Here is a 16,130-nt window from a genome sequence, read left to right on the forward strand (position 1 = left end):
GCGAAGCTTTTGGCGGCCTCAGGGGCCTCTTCGCTGGCAAGCTCCTGCGGTGTCTAGCGGTTGCGCTTGTCGATGGAGTAGACGAACGGCGCGACGATCTCGATGCTGCCGTTGGTCAGCATATCGGCCGGCGGCTTGGGCAGCGGTTGGGCTCGACGGATCATTTCCAGGGTGGCCCGGTCCAGATCGGCGTTGCCGGAACGACCCACCAGTTCATACGAGAGCACCTTGCCTTCGGCATCGACCACGAAGCGCAGGCGGTTCAGACCTTCCTTGCCCCGTGACTGTGCAGCCGGCGGGTACTTCTTGTACTTGCTCAGGTGAGCCAGCAAGGTGCCTTCCCAACTGGCTTTCGCCGCGATCTGCTGGGGCGAAGGGCCCGGCGCCGGTGCCGCGGATTTCTCCGCTGGCGTGTTGGTCGGCGGCGTATCGGAAGGTTTCTCTTCCGTCGGTTTTTCCTTCACCGGCTCGGGCTTCGCCTGGGGCTTGGGCGGCTGCGGCTTGGGTTTCGGCTTGACCGGCTTGGGCACCGAGATCGTCGGCTTCGGCGCTTCGGCCAGCTTGGGCAACGGTAGCTCTTCCACCGGCGCGGGCGGCTGTGGTGGCGTGATGACCTTGGGCGGTGCCGGTGGCGGTGGAGCCGGGGGCAGTGGCGCCAGTTCGACCATCATCGCCTGGGGCGGCAGCTCGATGGGCTTGGACACCGACCAGTTCAAGGTGGCGATGATCGCCGCCGCATGAATGCCCAGCACCAGGCCCAGGCTGGCGCCATAACGCGTCAGCTTTTGGCGCGTATTGATCATTTCTTGGCTGCCGTCTCGAGTCCGACCAGGCCGACCTTCAGGTAACCGGCGGCGCGCAGGGCATCCATCACGCGCATCAGGTCGCCATAGTCCACGCCTTTATCGGCCTGGAAGAAAATGGTCGTGTCCTTCTTGCCGTGGGTCCGGGCGTCGAGGGTCGGGCCCAGGGCCTCGGCCTTGACTTCGTCGTCACCGAGGAACAGGCGCTGGTCGGACTTGACGCTGAGGAACACCGGCTTTTCCGGTCGCGGCGCCGGTTTGGCGGTGGACGCGGGCAGGTCGACCTTGATGTCCACAGTGGCGAGGGGAGCGGCCACCATAAAGATGATCAGCAGTACCAGCATCACGTCGATAAACGGCGTGACGTTGATTTCGTGGTTTTCGGCGAGATCGTCGCCGCCTTCGTTCAAATGCAGGCCCATGGCTGATTACCCCACTTTCACCATATGCGGCGCTTGCGTGGAACGCTCGTGCGGCTGGTGGTCGAGGTCACGGCTGACCAGCAGCAGGACCTGGGCGGAGGCGTCGGAGACCTGGGCCTTGTAGCCGGCGATGGAGCGGGCGAAGACGTTGTAGATCACCACGGCCGGGATCGCTGCGACCAGGCCGAAGGCAGTGGCCAGCAGGGCTTCGGCGATACCCGGCGCGACCACGGCAAGGTTGGTGGTCTGGGTTTTCGCGATGCCGATAAAGCTGTTCATGATGCCCCACACAGTGCCGAACAGGCCGACGAAGGGCGCGGTGGAACCGATGGTGGCGAGCACGCCGGTGCCGCTGCTCATGGTGCGACCACAGGCGGCGACCAGGCGTTCGAGGCGGAAGCTCACGCGCTCCTTGATGCCTTCTCTTTCGCGGCTGTTGATCGACAGGTGCATTTCTTCCAGGGCGTCGTGGACCAGCAGGTGGGCGAGGCTGCCCTCCTGGTTGGCGGTCTCGCTGGCTTCCTTGAGGGTGCGGGCCTTTTTCAGGGCGAGCATCTCACGGCGCAGGCGACGCTTGGCGCCCAGCAGTTCGAAGCCTTTGGCGACCCAGATGGTCCAGGTGATGATCGAGGCGATGGCCAGGCCGATCATCACGATCTTGACGATGATATCGGCGTTCTTGTACATGCCCCAGGGTGACAGGTCGTGGGCCATGCCCAGGCTGTTGTCCTCGGCAGGCAGCGCGTCGGCATCGTCGGCGGGTGCGGCATTCTCGGTCTGGACTGGAACGGTGGCGGTCGGTGCGACGACAGGCGCGGCATGATCGGCCGGGGCCGGAACGACCGTCGCCGCAGGGGCATGGGGCGGGGCTTCGTCGGCGAAGGTCAGGGTCGGCGCCAGCAACAGGCTGAGCAGCAAAGCCGCCGTCGAGCGCCAGGCGCGCGAAGGGCTATGGGGCTGGGGTGACGAAGCGGGGCGTTTATTGCGTGTCATGCTGGCCGGACCTGAGAGAAGATATGAAGAGGGTCTTGTCCTTCCAGGCCTCGTGGGGCCGAGAACATTTGGACGTGCATTATTGCAATTAATTCTTGTTAACAAAAGTAATAGCTTCTCTTTTTTTCTTCCATTGCTAACCGCTGGTCAATTTTCAGCACTCGTTTGTGGCTTTTTTCCTGGAGATCCGTGATGTCTGCTCCTTCTGTTCTGATTGCCGGTTGCGGCGATGTCGGTAGTCGCCTGGCGACGCAGTTGCTCGCCCAGGGTTGGCACGTCCATGGCCTGCGCCGCTCGATCGCGCGTTTGCCGGAGGGTGTCGTCGGGGTGGCGGGCGACCTGTTCGCCGAGCAGCGGCCTGACCGCTGGCCGAGTGGCCCGCTGGATTACCTGGTGTATTGCGCCGCGGCGACCGATCACGACGAGGCGGGTTATCAAGCAGCCTACGTCGATGGGTTGCGGCATGTATTGAGCTGGCTCAGGCAATCGGGCCAGCAGCCGCGGCGCCTGCTGTTCGTCTCCAGCAGCAGCGTGTATGTGCAGCAGACCGGTGAGTGGGTCGACGAGACTGCGCCGACCGAAGCCGAAGGTTATTCCGGGCGCTTGATGCTGGAGGCCGAGCAAGTGGCGCTGGACAGCGGCATTCCGGCGACACGGGTGCGCCTGACCGGTATCTACGGTCCGGGTCGCGAGTGGTTGTTGACCCAGGTCCGGCGCGGTTATCGGGTGGCGGTGGAGCCGCCTTTATATGGCAATCGGATTCATGCCGACGACGCGGCCGGACTGTTGGCGTTTCTGCTGGAGGCTGATCGGGCCGGGAAGGTGTTGGAGGATTGTTATATCGGTGTCGATGATGCGCCGGCGCCCTTGGCCGAGGTGGTGGGCTGGTTGCGCGAATACCTGGGGGTGACCGAGTGGGCCGAGGACGCCAGCGTTCGCCGCACCGGCAGCAAGCGCTGTAGCAATGCCCGGGCGCGGGCCCTGGGTTGGGCACCGCGTTATCCGAGTTTCCGCGAGGGTTATGCGGCGATTCTTGAGGGGCGTTGCTGAGGTTACTTCTCCAGCAACCACTGGCGAGGACCGGGGTTGAGCTGCGGCTGTTCATCGGCCTGGGCCGAGTTCAACGCCTGGAAGATTTCCAGTTGCTTGCCCTTGCGCACGAAGATCCAGGCGGCGCCCTTGCCGCCTTGCTGCAACCAGATGCTGTCGTTCTCGCCGCTCATGGAGGCGCAATCGCCGGCCAGGCACAGCGCGTAGCGATCGGCACCGGGCAAGCCTTCCAGGCGTCCGTCCGGCAGGAATTTCACCTGGCCGCCTTCGCCCGGGCCACTGCTGATCTTCCAGTCGCCACCCATGTAGGCCGCGTACAAGGCCTGCTCGAAGCTGGCGCCCACCGGCGCGTTGGCCGGCAGTTCGGTCTGGGCCCGCACGAATGGCTGTTCAGGCTCCGAATCGCTGGCACTCTGGATCAGCTCCTTGCCGTCACGCGCCAGCGCAGTCCCGGCGCTGCCATAGAAGTCGACATGCCACTGCTTGCCGTCCGCGCGCACATGGCCCTCGGGGCGCTCGAAACCGTTGCTGTAGCGGGCCTGGCCGTTACGGGTGTCGATGCTCCATTCCAGGTTCGGCCCGTAGGTCTCCAGGGCTTCGCGCAAGCTGCCCTTTTTAACGGCGGCATCGATGGCGGCCTGGTTGATCCAGGTGCCGCTGATGTCGTATTTGGCAGGGTCGCTGGCGCAACCGCCGAGCAGGAGGGCAAACACCGAGAAGGCAAGCGCTTTGCGCATGGTGGAATCCTTTGCAGACGAAGCTGGCGCAGCGGGAGGGCTGCACCAGGCAGTGCGGGGTTGTTCGAGGGCGGCGTGGCTGGCAGTTACTCGAGGACCAGGATCGCGTCCATCTCGACCTGCGAGCCGCGTGGCAGTGCGGCAACGCCGATGGCGGCGCGGGCCGGGTAAGGCTGCTGGAAGTACTTGCCCATGATCTCGTTGACCTTGGCGAAGTGGCTCAGGTCGGTGAGGAAGATGTTCAGCTTGACGATGTCCTTGAACGAACCGCCAGCCGCTTCGGCCACGGCCTTCAGGTTTTCGAAGACCTGTACGGTCTGGGCTTCGAAGCCTTCCACCAGTTCCATGGTTTTCGGGTCCAGGGGAATCTGGCCGGACATGTAGACGGTGTTCCCGGCCTTGATCGCCTGGGAGTAGGTGCCGATGGCGGCCGGTGCCTTGTCGCTGCTGATAACGGTCTTGCTCATGAACGGGTTCCTTGTAATGGGCGGCTACGTTGGGGAGCTATGCGCGCATGCGGGTGATGCGGATCACCCCGGTCAGGGCGCGCAGTTTCTTGATCACGCGGGCCAGGTGCACGCGGTCGTGTACGCTGACCACCAGTTGGACCACGCTGATGCGACCATCGCGTTCGTCCATGCTGATTTTCTCGATATTGCCGTCGGCGGCATTGACGCTGCTGGCCAGCAGGGCGATCAGGCCGCGCTGGTGTTCCAGCTCGACGCGCAGCTCGACGTTGAATTCGCCGGTGACATCCTTGGCCCAGGAGAGCTGGATACATTTTTCCGGATTGTGGCGGATTTCGCTGATATTGCGGCAGTTGTCCAGGTGCACCACCATGCCTTTGCCGGCGGACAGGTGGCCGACAATCGGGTCGCCCGGGATCGGCGTGCAGCACTTGGCGTAGCTGAGTACCAGGCCTTCGGTGCCACGGATCGCCAGCGGCCCTTCGGGGCTGGGCAATTGTTCGCCTTCGCCGAGCAGGCGACGGGCGACCACATAGGCCATGCGGTTGCCCAGGCCGATGTCTTCCAACAGGTCTTCGATCAGTTCCAGGCGGTATTCGTGGAGCATGGCCTGCACGCGCTCGCCGGAAATCTTGTCCAGGGCGCTGTCGAAACCGTTGAGCACCTTGTTCAGCAGGCGTTCGCCGAGGCTGATGGATTCGGAGCGGCGTTGCAGCTTCAGGGCATGGCGGATATGGGTGCGGGCCTTGCCGGTGACGACAAAGTTGAGCCAGGCCGGGTTCGGGCGCGCGCCGGGGGCGCTGACGATCTCCACCGTGGAGCCGCTTTGCAGCGGTTCGGACAGCGGTGCGAGACGGCGATTGATCCGACAGGCAATGCAGCTGTTGCCGACATCGGTGTGCACCGCGTAGGCAAAGTCCACCGCCGTGGAGCCTTTTGGCAGCTCCATGATCCGGCCCTTGGGCGTGAACACGTAGACCTCGTCCGGGAACAGGTCGATCTTCACGCTTTCGATGAATTCCAGGGAGTTGCCGGCCCGTTGCTGCATTTCCAGCACGCCCTTGACCCACTGGCGGGCCCGGGCATGGGTGCCCTTGGGCTGCTCGTCGCCGCTGGACTTGTACAGCCAGTGGGCGGCGATGCCATTGTTGGCCATCTCTTCCATCTCGCGGGTGCGAATCTGGATCTCGATCGGAACGCCGTGCATGCCGAACAGGGTGGTATGCAGCGACTGGTAGCCGTTGGCCTTGGGAATCGCGATGTAGTCCTTGAAGCGGCCGGGCAGGGGTTTGTACAGATTATGCACGGCGCCGAGGACCCGATAGCAGGTGTCGACCTTGTCGACGATGATCCGGAACGCATAGACGTCCATGATCTCGTTGAAGGCCCGGCGCTTGCCGCGCATCTTGGTGTAGATACCGTACAGGTGCTTCTGCCGTCCGCTGACCTCGCCCTGGATACCGTCGACGGCCAGGCAGTGGCTCAGGGACTCTTCGATCTTGTTGACGATTTCCTTGCGGTTGCCCCGGGCGCGCTTGACCGCCTGGTAGATCCGTGCGGAACGCATCGGGTGCATGGCCTTGAAGCCGAGGTCTTCGAATTCGATGCGGATCGCATGCATGCCCAGGCGGTTGGCGATGGGGGCATAGATCTCGAGGGTTTCCTTGGCGATGCGCCGGCGTTTTTCGCCGGACAGCACTTCAAGGGTGCGCATGTTGTGCAGGCGGTCGGCGAGCTTGACCAGGATCACGCGAATATCGCGGGCCATGGCCATGGCCATCTTCTGGAAGTTTTCCGCCTGGGCTTCGGCCTTGGTCTCGAAATTCATCTGGGTCAGTTTGCTGACCCCGTCGACCAGTTCGGCCACGGTTTCACCGAACTGCGCTTGCAGCGCTTCCTTGGCGATCCCGGTGTCTTCGATCACGTCATGGAGCATGGCCGCCATCAGGCTCTGATGGTCCATGTGCATGTCGGCAAGAATATTGGCCACCGCCAGCGGATGCGTGACGTAGGCTTCGCCGCTGCGACGGCGTTGACCGTCATGGGCTTGTTCGGCGTAGAAGTACGCCCGGCGGACCAGGTTGACCTGGTCGGCGCCGAGGTAGGTCGATAAGCGATCGGCGAGGGCGTCTATGCTCGGCATGAGGTTTCCCCCGGCCGAAGCCTTGTACCCTGCGCCGTGCTACGTCGACCAGGCATAGGCTTAGACGGCCTCGTTGGACTCGTCCTCGAAGGCGGCGAAGACCGGGTCTTCATGGACGATATCCTGTTCAGCGATGAACGCGTCCGTCACGTAGCCTTCGGCGATTTCCCGCAGGGCCATTACGGTTGGTTTGTCATTTTCCCACGCCAGCTTCGGCTCTTTGCCGCCGGTCGCCAGTTGACGAGCGCGCTTGGTGGAGAGCATGACCAGCTCAAAACGGTTAGCCACATGTTCTAGGCAGTCTTCAACGGTTACGCGGGCCATGGTGTTCCTCGTAGCAAATGCGGTAATCACGCTACCCGGATGGGCGAGCGGACTGAACAGTTTAAAAAATCACCAGCGTTTAGGGAAGCGCTGATTTTCCCGGTCGCTTCACCAACGCGCTACGAGTACCAATGTAAAGCCCTCGCGGCGCTTTTGGGAAGTGTTGCTTATGCCAGTAATTCACTCAAGAGCTGAGTGAAATGTTGCTGTTGGGGCAGCTGTTGCAAGCGATTGGCGCGGAAAATCGCCTTCAGATCGTCCAGTGCGTGGGCAAAATCGTCGTTGATGATCAGGAAATCATATTCGACGTAGTGGCTCATTTCGCTGACCGCTTCGCGCATCCGCCCTTCGATGATCGCGTCGCTGTCCTGGCCACGGTTGGTCAGGCGCTGGCGCAGGGCCTGCTGGCTCGGCGGCAGGATAAAGATCGAGCGGGCCGCGGGCATTTGCCGACGTACTTGTTCGGCGCCCTGCCAGTCGATCTCCAGGATCAGGTCGTGGCCTTCGTCCAGGGTCTGTTGCAGGTGGCTCTGGGAGGTGCCGTAGAGGTTGCCGAAAACTTCCGCCTGCTCGAGGAAATCACCGTGCTCGACCATCCGCACGAACTCGGCGCGGTCGACGAAGTGGTAGTTCACGCCGTTGGCTTCGCCCGGGCGCATGGCGCGGGTGGTGTGCGAGACCGAGACGCGGATCTGCGGCTCGGCATCGATCAGGGCCTTGACCAGGCTGGTCTTGCCTGCGCCCGACGGTGCGGAAATGATGTAGAGGGTGCCAGTGCTGTGGGTCATGTCGGGTTAGCCTTACTCGATGTTCTGTACTTGTTCGCGCATTTGCTCGATCAACACCTTGAGGTTGACCGCCGCCTGGGTGCTGCGCGGGTCGAAGGCCTTGGAGCCGAGGGTGTTGGCTTCGCGGTTGAGTTCCTGCATCAGGAAGTCCAGGCGTCGGCCGGCCGCGCCGCCGGACTTGAGGACCCGGCGGACTTCGATGATATGGGTGGCGAGGCGGTCGAGTTCTTCGGCCACGTCGCTTTTCTGCGCCAGCAGGACCATTTCCTGCTCCAGGCGGGTCGGATCCAGCTCGGCTTTCATGTCGGCGAAGCGGTCGAGGACTTTCTGGCGCTGGGTGGCGAGCATCTGCGGAACCTGTTCGCGCAGGGTCGCGACATCGCCTTCGATGGCGTCCAGGCGCTCGACGATCAAGCGGGCCAGCTCCGCGCCTTCGCGCTGGCGGCCGTTCTTGAGTTCCTCGAGGCCTTGGGTGAACAGGGCCAAGGCTTCGTTGTTCAGGGCCTGCGGGTCGCTGGCGTCGGCCACCAGCACGCCGGGCCAGGCGAGCACTTCCAGCGGGTTCAGCGCGGCGGGCTGCTTGATCAGGCCGGCGACGGTTTCGGCGGCGGCGATCAGTTGGGTGGCGCGCTCGCGGTCGATCTGCAGGGCCTTGCCGGTGGTTTCCTCGGTAAAGCGCAGGGTGCATTCCAGCTTGCCCCGGGACAGGCCCTGGCGCAGGGCTTCGCGAACCGCGCCTTCGAGGTCGCGGAAGGATTCCGGCAAACGCAGGTGGGGTTCCAGGTAGCGGCTGTTGACCGAGCGCAGCTCCCAGCTCAGGGTGCCCTGGCTGACGGCGCTTTCGACGCGGGCGAAGGCGGTCATGCTGTGGACCATGGAAGTACCTCGCGATTCAGGTTCGCCGCCGTTTGGGCGGGCAATACCGATGAATGAATTAAAGCCGACGGGCAGCAAGGCGCAGGATTGTAGCGCAGTGCGGGCGCTGCCCCCAAACCCCCCGTAGGAGCGAGCTTGCTCGCGATGGTAGTCCAGGCACCGCGGGGTATCAGGTTTCCCGCGTTATCGTTGACGTCCATCGCGAGCAAGCTCGCTCCTACAGGGTCGGCGGGTGGCATGAGGTATTTAGAGGTGCCCAGCGCAGTCCCTGGCCTCTATAATGCCCAGTAGATTTCCGTCCTCGTACAGGTATTCCCAATGAAACGTCCAAGTGGTCGCGCTGCCGATCAGCTTCGCTCGATCCGCATCACCCGCAACTACACCAAACACGCCGAGGGGTCTGTACTGGTCGAGTTTGGTGATACCAAAGTGATTTGCACGGTCAGCGTCGAGAACGGTGTGCCGCGTTTCCTCAAGGGCCAGGGCCAGGGTTGGCTGACCGCCGAGTACGGCATGCTGCCGCGCGCCACCGGCGAGCGTAACCAGCGTGAGGCCAGCCGCGGCAAGCAAGGCGGCCGGACCCTGGAGATCCAGCGCCTGATCGGCCGTTCGCTGCGCGCCGCGCTGGATATGTCCAAGCTGGGCGATGTGACCCTGTATGTCGACTGCGATGTGATCCAGGCCGACGGCGGCACCCGCACCGCGTCCATCACCGGTGCCATGGTCGCGCTGGTCGACGCTTTGGCAGTGATCAAGAAGCGTGGCGGCCTGAAGGGCGGTAGCCCGCTCAAGCAGATGATCGCCGCGGTATCGGTGGGCATGTACCAGGGCGAGCCGGTGCTCGACCTGGACTACCTGGAAGACTCGGCCGCCGAGACCGACCTGAACGTGGTCATGACCAGCACCGGTGGTTTCATCGAAGTCCAGGGCACAGCCGAAGGCGCGCCGTTCCAGCCGGAAGACCTGAACGCGATGCTGGCATTGGCACAGAAAGGCATGAACGAAATCTTCGAATTGCAGAACGCCACCTTGGCCGACTGAGGATTCGAACTGTTACCAGCATAAGGAGAGCGCCATGAGTGACGAGCAATTACCCGTACCGACACCGAGCCAGGAAGTCAGGCAATGGGCGATGTTCTGTCATTTGTCGGCGTTTCTCGGCTACTGGTTTCCGTTCGGCAGCCTGATCGGGCCGCTGATCCTGTGGCAGATGAAGCGCGAGCAGGATCCGTTTATCGACGCCCAGGGCAAGGAAGCGCTGAACTTCCAGATCACCGTGGCGATTGCGGCGATGGTCTGCATCCCGCTGATGTTCGTGCTGATCGGCATTCCGCTGTTCGGTTTGCTGGTGATCGCGGCGGTGGTGTTGACCATCATTGCCGGGGTCAAGGCCAATGAAGGCGTGGCTTACCGCTATCCCTTCACCTGGCGGCCGATCAAGTAGGTCCTGGTGCTGTTCCTGCGAGGTTTGTGGCGCTTTTGAGGGCCTATTCGCGGGCAAGCCCTGCTCCTACAGTATTGTGTCGTACACAGATTTTGTGCTCGACGGCGAACTGTAGGAGCAGGGCTTGCCCGCGAAGACGGCCGCACAGGCACCGCCATATCCAGCGGCGACACGCAAAAAAGCCGACGCGAAGTCGGCTTTTTTGTCACTGCGAAAAGACCCTTAGATGGTCAGGGTCCAGTCGTAGTCGACGATCAGCGGCGCGTGCTGCGAGAAACGCGGCTGGCGCGGCAGGCGTGCGCTACGGACAAAACGGCGCAGGCCCGGGGTCAGCAGCTGATAGTCGAAACGCCAGCCGAGGTTGAGCATCTCGGCCTGTTCGTTATCCGGCCACCAGCTGTACTGGTCGCCTTCGCGGCTGACTTCGCGCAGGGCATCGACATAACCCATGTTGCCGACAATCTCGTCCATCCAGGCCCGTTCCGGCGCCAGGAAACCCGGGGATTGCTGGCTGTCGCGCCAGTTCTTGATATCCAGCTTCTGTTGCGCGACGTACAGCGAGCCACAGTAGATGTATTCGCGACGTTTGCGCCGCTGTTTATCCAGATAGCGGGCGAAGTCGTCCATAAGCTTGAACTTCTGGTTCAAGTCTTCATCGCCGTTCTGCCCCGAGGGAAGCAGCAAGGTCGCGATGCTGACCTTGTCGAAATCGGCTTGCAGGTAGCGCCCGTAGCGGTCTGCCGTCTCGAAACCGAGACCGCTGATGACAGCCTTCGGTTGCAACCGCGAATACAGAGCCACGCCACCCTGGGCGGGGACTTCGGCATCGCAGGCATAAAGGAAGTAGCCATCCAGTTGGAAGGCTGGGTCGTCCAGTTCAAAGGCGGAGGCGCGGGTGTCCTGCAGGCAGATGACGTCGGCATTCTGAGCTTGCAGCCAACTGAGCAAACCACGCTCGACTGCGGCCTGAATACCATTGACGTTCACACTGATGATCCGCATAAATGGCCCCAAAAATCACGTGCGTGTATGATACCCCAAGGTCTACCTAATTAGCTAAATCCGTGGTATTTGGGGCTTTTTTCATGCAGGCGTATCAACGCGACTTCATTCGTTTTGCCATCGATCGCGGGGTTTTGCGCTTCGGTGAGTTCACCCTGAAGTCGGGACGTACCAGTCCTTACTTCTTCAATGCCGGTCTGTTCAACAGCGGTTCGGCCCTGGCCCAGCTGGGGCGTTTCTATGCGTCGGCGATTGTCGAGAGCGGTATTGCGTTCGACGTGCTGTTCGGCCCGGCCTACAAGGGTATCCCCTTGGCGGCGGCCACCGCCGTGGCCCTGGCCGAGCATCACGGGCGTGATCTGCCCTGGTGTTTCAACCGCAAGGAAGCCAAGGCCCACGGCGAAGGCGGCAGCCTGGTCGGCGCGCCGCTGGCCGGCGATGTGCTGATCATCGACGACGTGATCACCGCCGGCACCGCGATCCGTGAAGTGATGCAGATCATCCAGGCCCAGGGCGCCAAGCCTGCCGGCGTGCTGATCGCACTCAACCGCCAGGAACGCGGCAATGGCGAGCTGTCGGCGATCCAGGAAGTCGAGCGTGACTTCGCGATCCCGGTGGTCAGCATCGTTTCCCTGACCCAGGTCCTGCAGTTCCTGGCCGACGATGAGCAGCTCAAGCAGCATTTGCCTGCGGTTGAGGCTTATCGCGCGCAATACGGAATCTGACCTCCCTTGCGCCGTGGGTATCGGTGGTTGCCCCTGATGCTCTGTGTGTCCTTTGCCGTTCAGGCCGAGGACGCATCCGGCGTGCTGTTGTATCGCTATGTCGACGGCAAGGGCGTCACGGTGCTCGACCGCCAGGTGCCGCCGGAGTACGCGGGCAAGGGTTATCAGGTGCTGAACTCGCGCGGTCGGGTGGTGCAGACGATTGCGCCGGCGCCGACGGCCGAGGAGTTGGCGCGCTTGCAGGCGCAGAAAGCCCAGGCCGATGCCAATGCGCAGCTGTTGCAGCGTTATTCCAGCGTCGGCGAGGTCGACAAGGCCCAGGCTCGGAAACTCGCTGAGCTGGACGCAATGATTGCGAGTATCCAGACCAACCTCAACGCCTTGTTGGCGCAGCAGGCCAGTTTGCAAGGCCAGGCGGCGGAGCAGGAGCGGGCGGGGCACGAGGTGCCGCCGCAATTGCTCGGGCAACTCGCGGGGCTGCGGGATGAGCAGGCGCGGATGAGGGCCGATATTGCCCGCTACCAGGCGGCACGGGTCCAGGCGCAGCAGGACTTCGCGGTGGATCGGGCGCGGGTGGAGCAGTTGACGCGCTGAGGTGTGGTCGGCGCGAGCCTGTAAATACTGCCTTGACCTTCGCTCGTAGCGACGGCTGACGCGATCCTTGTAGGAGCCTGGCAAGCCAGGCTCCTACAGGGGGTATTGCGTTTTCGAGTCCGTGCTTCGGCTTGATCAGTGACGCTTGCGATTGCTGATCAGGGTGCCCATGCCGGTATCGGTGAAGATCTCCAGCAGCACCGCGTTCGGCACGCGACCGTCGATGATCAGCGAGCTGCCAACCCCGCCCTGTACCGCTTCCAGCGCGCAACGGATCTTCGGCAGCATGCCGCCATAGATGGTGCCGTCGGCGATCAGTCCATCCACCTGGGTGGTGCTCAGACCGGTCAGGACCTTGCCTTCCTTGTCCATCAGGCCGGCAATGTTGGTCAGCAGCATCAGCTTCTCGGCCTTCAGGGCCTCGGCGATCTTGCCCGCCACCAGGTCGGCGTTGATGTTGTAGGACTCGCCATTGGCACCCACGCCGATCGGCGCGATCACCGGGATGAAGTCACCCTTGACCAGCAGGTTCAGCAGATCGGTGTTGATCCCGACCACTTCGCCGACCTGGCCGATGTCGATGATTTCCGGCTGGGTCATTTCCGGGGTCTGGCGGGTCACGGTGAGCTTTTTCGCACGGATCAGCTCGGCGTCCTTGCCGGTCAGGCCGATGGCGCTGCCGCCGTGACGGTTGATCAGGTTGACGATGCTCTTGTTCACCTGGCCGCCGAGAACCATTTCCACCACGTCCATGGTCTGGGCGTCGGTCACGCGCATGCCGTCGATAAAGTGGCTCTCGATGGACAGGCGCTTGAGCAGGTCACCGATCTGCGGGCCTCCCCCGTGGACCACCACCGGGTTGATCCCCACCGCTTTCATCAACACGATGTCGCGGGCAAAACCGGTTTTCAGCTCTTCGCTTTCCATGGCGTTGCCGCCGTACTTGATCACCAGCGTCTTGCCGACGTATCGGCGGATGTAAGGCAACGCTTCGGAAAGAACCTTGGCGGTATTGGCAGCGGCATCGCGTTCGAGGGTCATTCAGGGCTCCGGTGGAACAAGTGGTCGGACGGTGCAAAGACTACGCTTTTACACCGTCCAGAGGTCAGAACGGTAGTGGGAGATCAGGTGCAACACGTTTCAATTGGGCGTGGAACACGTCCTTGATGCGCTGCAGTTCGGCGTCTGTGTCGGCTTCGAAACGCAGCACCAGCACCGGGGTGGTGTTGGAAGCGCGGACCAGGCCCCAGCCCTGGGGATAGTCGACCCGCACACCGTCGATGGTGGTCAGGTTGGCATCGCCCCAGTCGGCGTCGCGTTGCAGTGCATCAATGATGCTGAATTTGCTCTCGTCGGTCACATTGATATTGATTTCCGGCGTGGAAATATCGTTCGGGAAGGTCGCGAACAGCTCCTCGGCGCTGGATTTCTCCTGGCTGAGGATCTCCAGCAGGCGCGCGGCGCTGTAGATACCGTCGTCAAAACCGAACCAGCGTTCCTTGAAGAAGATATGGCCGCTCATTTCGCCGGCGAGCAGGGCGCCGCTTTCCTTCATTTTTTTCTTGATCAGCGAGTGACCGGTTTTCCACATCACCGGGCGACCACCGTATTCGCGGATCAGGGGCGTCAGGCGGCGGGTGCACTTGACGTCGAAGATGATGTCCGCGCCAGGGTTGCGCGCCACCACGTCCTTGGCGAACAGCATCAGCAGGCGGTCGGGGAAGACGATGCTGCCGGTGTTGGTCACCACGCCGACGCGGTCGCCGTCGCCGTCGAAGGCCAGGCCCAGGTCGGCATGGCTTTCCTTGACCTTGGCGATCAGGTCCACCAGGTTCTCGGGCTTGCCCGGGTCCGGGTGATGGTTGGGGAAGTGGCCGTCGACCTCTTCGAACAACGAGATCACTTCACAGCCCAGGGCTTCGATCAGCTTGGGAGCGATGACCCCGGCGGCGCCGTTGCCGCAGTCGACCACCACCTTGAGTTTCCGCGCCAGCACGATGTCGTTGCGGATCTGCTCGAAGTACGGGGTGAGGATGTCGACTTTCTCGACGCTGCCCTTGCCGCTGCTCAGGTCGTTGGTCTTGAGGCGGGTGTGCAGGGCCTGGATCTGCTCATTGGCCAGGGTGTCGCCGGCGATGACGATCTTGAAACCGTTGTAGTTCGACGGGTTGTGGCTACCGGTGAGCATCACCCCGGACTTGCCGGCCAGCACGTTGGCGGCGTAGTACAACGCCGGGGTCGGCACCAGGCCGACATCGCTGACGTGGCAGCCGCTGTCGTGCAGGCCCTGGATCAACTGCTGGACCAGCTCCGGCCCGGACAGGCGACCGTCACGGCCGACCGACACGTTGGGCTCGCCCTGGGCCAGGCTCTGGGCGCCGATGGCGCGGCCGATCCAGTAGGCGGTTTCGCCGTTCAGGGTCTCCGGGACCGTGCCACGGATGTCGTAGGCGCGGAAGATGCTGTCAGGGAAGCTCGGGATGGCAGGTGCGGTGCTGTTCATGGTGTGGGGGGGCTCCGTTCCCAGGAAATCCTGGTGTTCGTCGAGAATATCGATATCGAGAATGTCGGTGTCTTGGAACAGCGGATCGGCCCAGACGGTACTTGGCGTCGTGGACTGGATCGGCGCGGGGGCGCTGCGGATCGCGGTGCCTGGATCACTGCCGACAGGCTCGGGATGACCATTGCGCAAGGAAAAGCGCGCCAGTTCCTGGGCCAGCCCATTGAGGGCCGGCAGGCTCAAGCTGAAGGCTTTGACGGCTTTGCCGCCGGAGAGTTCGCGAAACAGTTGCTCCAGCTGTCGGGCATCGCCGTCGAGACGGTTCCGCAGGCGTTTGTACGGCAGGTAGGTGCCCAGCAGGACGCCGCCGAGGGCGAGCAGGGCGGCGAGGGCTGTCAGGGCGTAGGCGCTCAGGGGATAGGACAGTTTGAGCGAGGGGCCTGGGCTGAATTTCAGCGTCCAGTTGGGGTTGCCGGTACCAAAGGCAACGATTTCGTCGGTTGCCGCCGTTCCGCGCTGGTCCAGCACCTGTTCCGGGCTGCCGAGGACGCTCTGCGTCAGGCGCAGTTCGCCGGTCTCCGGGTGGAATGTGCTGAGGGATTGGAGCAGGCGTTGCAGGTCGAAGACCAGCAGCAGGGTGCCGCTGCTTTGGGTGGCGGCGGGCGCCTTGAGTGAGGCCACGCTGTAGACCAGCCAGCGCTGGCCGATCTTGTAGGCTTCCGGTGCGGGTCGGGTGCCGCGCTCGGCGCGGGTGATCAGGTCCAGCGCCGAGAAATTCAGCGGCGCGGCGCGGTCATTGCTCGGTTGGGCCTGGCCGGGCAGGTAGAGTTGCGCGTCCACCAGGCCGCTGGCGAAGCGCAAGCCGGCTTCCGCGGCCTTGACCTGGTCGGCGTTCTGGCTTTGCAGGGCCTTGAGCAGCGAAGGATCAAGGGCCGTTGCCTCGGTCTGGGCGATCAGGTCGCTGCTGGCCTGGCTCAGGCCCGCGGCCGCGACGGCACCCGGGGTCTGCACCAGGCTGCCGCGCAGCGCCTGGTTCCAGGGCGCGACTACGCCAAACCACAGGAGCGCGGCGGCCAGGGCCAACCCGCCCAAGGCAATCTGCAATCCCGGTAACAGGGGCCTGGTGGCGTCGCCTGGAGGCGCATGGCCGTTGCTTTCATGACCGCCGGCGGTCTTTGCACTGCGCTTGAAGCCTTTCAAATACTGCCTCCGAGAGGGTCATCCTGAAATTCAACGCGCACCGTTCGGACCGGGCCTGGACC

17 protein-coding genes are annotated in these 16,130 nt (G+C 63.2%); 5 read left to right on the top strand and 12 right to left on the bottom strand.

Annotated elements, in window-relative coordinates:
* Nucleotides 1–53: 53 nt before the first annotated feature.
* The 3 genes from HX830_RS13845 to exbB are packed head-to-tail and all read right to left on the bottom strand — an operon-like array spanning nucleotide 54 to nucleotide 2,218.
* Entirely contained in the window at nucleotides 54–803 is a 750-nt protein-coding gene (locus HX830_RS13845) for a TonB family protein (RefSeq protein WP_177100781.1), read from the bottom strand.
* Nucleotides 800–1,225 (bottom strand): TonB system transport protein ExbD, encoded by a 426-nt coding sequence (exbD, locus tag HX830_RS13850; protein ID WP_177100784.1) that lies wholly within the window; start codon nucleotides 1,223–1,225, stop codon nucleotides 800–802. Before exbD ends, HX830_RS13845 begins: the two co-directional genes overlap by 4 nt.
* A gap of 6 nt (nucleotides 1,226–1,231) precedes the next feature.
* Nucleotides 1,232–2,218: a tonB-system energizer ExbB gene (exbB, locus tag HX830_RS13855; RefSeq protein WP_177100786.1), complete on the bottom strand. Its 987-nt coding sequence runs from the start codon at nucleotides 2,216–2,218 to the stop codon at nucleotides 1,232–1,234.
* A gap of 192 nt (nucleotides 2,219–2,410) precedes the next feature.
* Between exbB and HX830_RS13860 the strand changes: the two genes are divergently transcribed.
* Nucleotides 2,411–3,268 (top strand): SDR family oxidoreductase, encoded by an 858-nt coding sequence (locus HX830_RS13860; protein WP_177100787.1) that lies wholly within the window; start codon nucleotides 2,411–2,413, stop codon nucleotides 3,266–3,268.
* A gap of 2 nt (nucleotides 3,269–3,270) precedes the next feature.
* Here HX830_RS13860 and HX830_RS13865 read toward each other — a convergent pair whose 3' ends face one another.
* The 6 genes from HX830_RS13865 to HX830_RS13890 form a co-directional block, all read right to left on the bottom strand.
* The gene (locus HX830_RS13865) at nucleotides 3,271–4,005 is read right to left on the bottom strand and encodes a hypothetical protein (protein WP_103499219.1); all 735 of its coding nucleotides are present in this window, start codon (nucleotides 4,003–4,005) and stop codon (nucleotides 3,271–3,273) included.
* Between the two features lie 86 nt (nucleotides 4,006–4,091).
* Nucleotides 4,092–4,472, bottom strand: coding sequence for a RidA family protein (locus HX830_RS13870; RefSeq protein WP_040071713.1), 381 nt, complete (start codon nucleotides 4,470–4,472; stop codon nucleotides 4,092–4,094).
* Nucleotides 4,473–4,509: 37 nt separating this feature from the next.
* Nucleotides 4,510–6,615, bottom strand: coding sequence for a bifunctional GTP diphosphokinase/guanosine-3',5'-bis pyrophosphate 3'-pyrophosphohydrolase (gene spoT, locus HX830_RS13875; RefSeq protein ID WP_103499220.1), 2,106 nt, complete (start codon nucleotides 6,613–6,615; stop codon nucleotides 4,510–4,512).
* Between the two features lie 60 nt (nucleotides 6,616–6,675).
* A complete protein-coding gene (gene rpoZ / locus HX830_RS13880) occupies nucleotides 6,676–6,939 on the bottom strand; it encodes a DNA-directed RNA polymerase subunit omega (RefSeq protein ID WP_103499221.1) in 264 nt (87 codons plus the stop codon).
* A gap of 167 nt (nucleotides 6,940–7,106) precedes the next feature.
* Entirely contained in the window at nucleotides 7,107–7,727 is a 621-nt protein-coding gene (gene gmk, locus HX830_RS13885; protein ID WP_103499222.1) for a guanylate kinase, read from the bottom strand.
* Between the two features lie 12 nt (nucleotides 7,728–7,739).
* Nucleotides 7,740–8,603 carry a YicC/YloC family endoribonuclease gene (locus HX830_RS13890; protein ID WP_103499223.1) on the bottom strand — a complete coding sequence of 288 codons (864 nt, stop codon included), beginning with the start codon at nucleotides 8,601–8,603 and terminating at the stop codon, nucleotides 7,740–7,742.
* A gap of 318 nt (nucleotides 8,604–8,921) precedes the next feature.
* Between HX830_RS13890 and rph the strand changes: the two genes are divergently transcribed.
* Together rph and HX830_RS13900 are read left to right on the top strand one after the other, a co-directional pair.
* A complete protein-coding gene (gene rph, locus HX830_RS13895; protein WP_103497884.1) occupies nucleotides 8,922–9,644 on the top strand; it encodes a ribonuclease PH in 723 nt (240 codons plus the stop codon).
* A 34-nt stretch (nucleotides 9,645–9,678) separates the two neighbouring features.
* Complete coding sequence (locus HX830_RS13900; protein WP_103497885.1) at nucleotides 9,679–10,047, top strand: DUF4870 domain-containing protein; 369 nt, start codon at nucleotides 9,679–9,681, stop codon at nucleotides 10,045–10,047.
* A gap of 222 nt (nucleotides 10,048–10,269) precedes the next feature.
* Here the strand turns inward: HX830_RS13900 and HX830_RS13905 are convergent, their stop codons facing one another.
* Nucleotides 10,270–11,049: an exodeoxyribonuclease III gene (locus tag HX830_RS13905; RefSeq protein WP_003176915.1), complete on the bottom strand. Its 780-nt coding sequence runs from the start codon at nucleotides 11,047–11,049 to the stop codon at nucleotides 10,270–10,272.
* A gap of 83 nt (nucleotides 11,050–11,132) precedes the next feature.
* Between HX830_RS13905 and pyrE the strand changes: the two genes are divergently transcribed.
* Together pyrE and HX830_RS13915 are read left to right on the top strand one after the other, a co-directional pair.
* On the top strand, nucleotides 11,133–11,774 hold the full coding sequence (pyrE, locus tag HX830_RS13910; protein WP_152736668.1) for an orotate phosphoribosyltransferase: 642 nt from the start codon (nucleotides 11,133–11,135) through the stop codon (nucleotides 11,772–11,774).
* A gap of 36 nt (nucleotides 11,775–11,810) precedes the next feature.
* A complete protein-coding gene (locus HX830_RS13915; RefSeq protein WP_177100789.1) occupies nucleotides 11,811–12,368 on the top strand; it encodes a DUF4124 domain-containing protein in 558 nt (185 codons plus the stop codon).
* A gap of 135 nt (nucleotides 12,369–12,503) precedes the next feature.
* Here the strand turns inward: HX830_RS13915 and argB are convergent, their stop codons facing one another.
* Together argB and HX830_RS31905 are read right to left on the bottom strand one after the other, a co-directional pair.
* On the bottom strand, nucleotides 12,504–13,409 hold the full coding sequence (gene argB, locus HX830_RS13920) for an acetylglutamate kinase (protein WP_103497890.1): 906 nt from the start codon (nucleotides 13,407–13,409) through the stop codon (nucleotides 12,504–12,506).
* Between the two features lie 64 nt (nucleotides 13,410–13,473).
* Nucleotides 13,474–14,871 carry a phosphomannomutase/phosphoglucomutase gene (locus tag HX830_RS31905; RefSeq protein ID WP_218171296.1) on the bottom strand — a complete coding sequence of 466 codons (1,398 nt, stop codon included), beginning with the start codon at nucleotides 14,869–14,871 and terminating at the stop codon, nucleotides 13,474–13,476.
* Nucleotides 14,872–16,130: the final 1,259 nt, after the last annotated feature.

Origin of the sequence: Pseudomonas gingeri, assembly GCF_013385425.1 — a bacterium.
Classification (GTDB): Bacteria; Pseudomonadota; Gammaproteobacteria; order Pseudomonadales; family Pseudomonadaceae; genus Aquipseudomonas; species Aquipseudomonas gingeri_D.

Excerpts from the sequence above, each read along its gene's own strand:
- HX830_RS13845 (WP_177100781.1), bottom strand. The coding sequence starts at position 803 with ATGATCAATACGCGCCAAAAGCTGACGCGTTATGGCGCCAGCCTGGGC.
- exbD (WP_177100784.1), bottom strand. The coding sequence starts at position 1,225 with ATGGGCCTGCATTTGAACGAAGGCGGCGACGATCTCGCCGAAAACCAC.
- exbB (WP_177100786.1), bottom strand. The coding sequence starts at position 2,218 with ATGACACGCAATAAACGCCCCGCTTCGTCACCCCAGCCCCATAGCCCT.
- HX830_RS13860 (WP_177100787.1), top strand. The coding sequence starts at position 2,411 with ATGTCTGCTCCTTCTGTTCTGATTGCCGGTTGCGGCGATGTCGGTAGT.
- HX830_RS13865 (WP_103499219.1), bottom strand. The coding sequence starts at position 4,005 with ATGCGCAAAGCGCTTGCCTTCTCGGTGTTTGCCCTCCTGCTCGGCGGT.
- HX830_RS13870 (WP_040071713.1), bottom strand. The coding sequence starts at position 4,472 with ATGAGCAAGACCGTTATCAGCAGCGACAAGGCACCGGCCGCCATCGGC.
- spoT (WP_103499220.1), bottom strand. The coding sequence starts at position 6,615 with ATGCCGAGCATAGACGCCCTCGCCGATCGCTTATCGACCTACCTCGGC.
- rpoZ (WP_103499221.1), bottom strand. The coding sequence starts at position 6,939 with ATGGCCCGCGTAACCGTTGAAGACTGCCTAGAACATGTGGCTAACCGT.
- gmk (WP_103499222.1), bottom strand. The coding sequence starts at position 7,727 with ATGACCCACAGCACTGGCACCCTCTACATCATTTCCGCACCGTCGGGC.
- HX830_RS13890 (WP_103499223.1), bottom strand. The coding sequence starts at position 8,603 with ATGGTCCACAGCATGACCGCCTTCGCCCGCGTCGAAAGCGCCGTCAGC.
- rph (WP_103497884.1), top strand. The coding sequence starts at position 8,922 with ATGAAACGTCCAAGTGGTCGCGCTGCCGATCAGCTTCGCTCGATCCGC.
- HX830_RS13900 (WP_103497885.1), top strand. The coding sequence starts at position 9,679 with ATGAGTGACGAGCAATTACCCGTACCGACACCGAGCCAGGAAGTCAGG.
- HX830_RS13905 (WP_003176915.1), bottom strand. The coding sequence starts at position 11,049 with ATGCGGATCATCAGTGTGAACGTCAATGGTATTCAGGCCGCAGTCGAG.
- pyrE (WP_152736668.1), top strand. The coding sequence starts at position 11,133 with ATGCAGGCGTATCAACGCGACTTCATTCGTTTTGCCATCGATCGCGGG.
- HX830_RS13915 (WP_177100789.1), top strand. The coding sequence starts at position 11,811 with ATGCTCTGTGTGTCCTTTGCCGTTCAGGCCGAGGACGCATCCGGCGTG.
- argB (WP_103497890.1), bottom strand. The coding sequence starts at position 13,409 with ATGACCCTCGAACGCGATGCCGCTGCCAATACCGCCAAGGTTCTTTCC.
- HX830_RS31905 (WP_218171296.1), bottom strand. The coding sequence starts at position 14,871 with ATGAACAGCACCGCACCTGCCATCCCGAGCTTCCCTGACAGCATCTTC.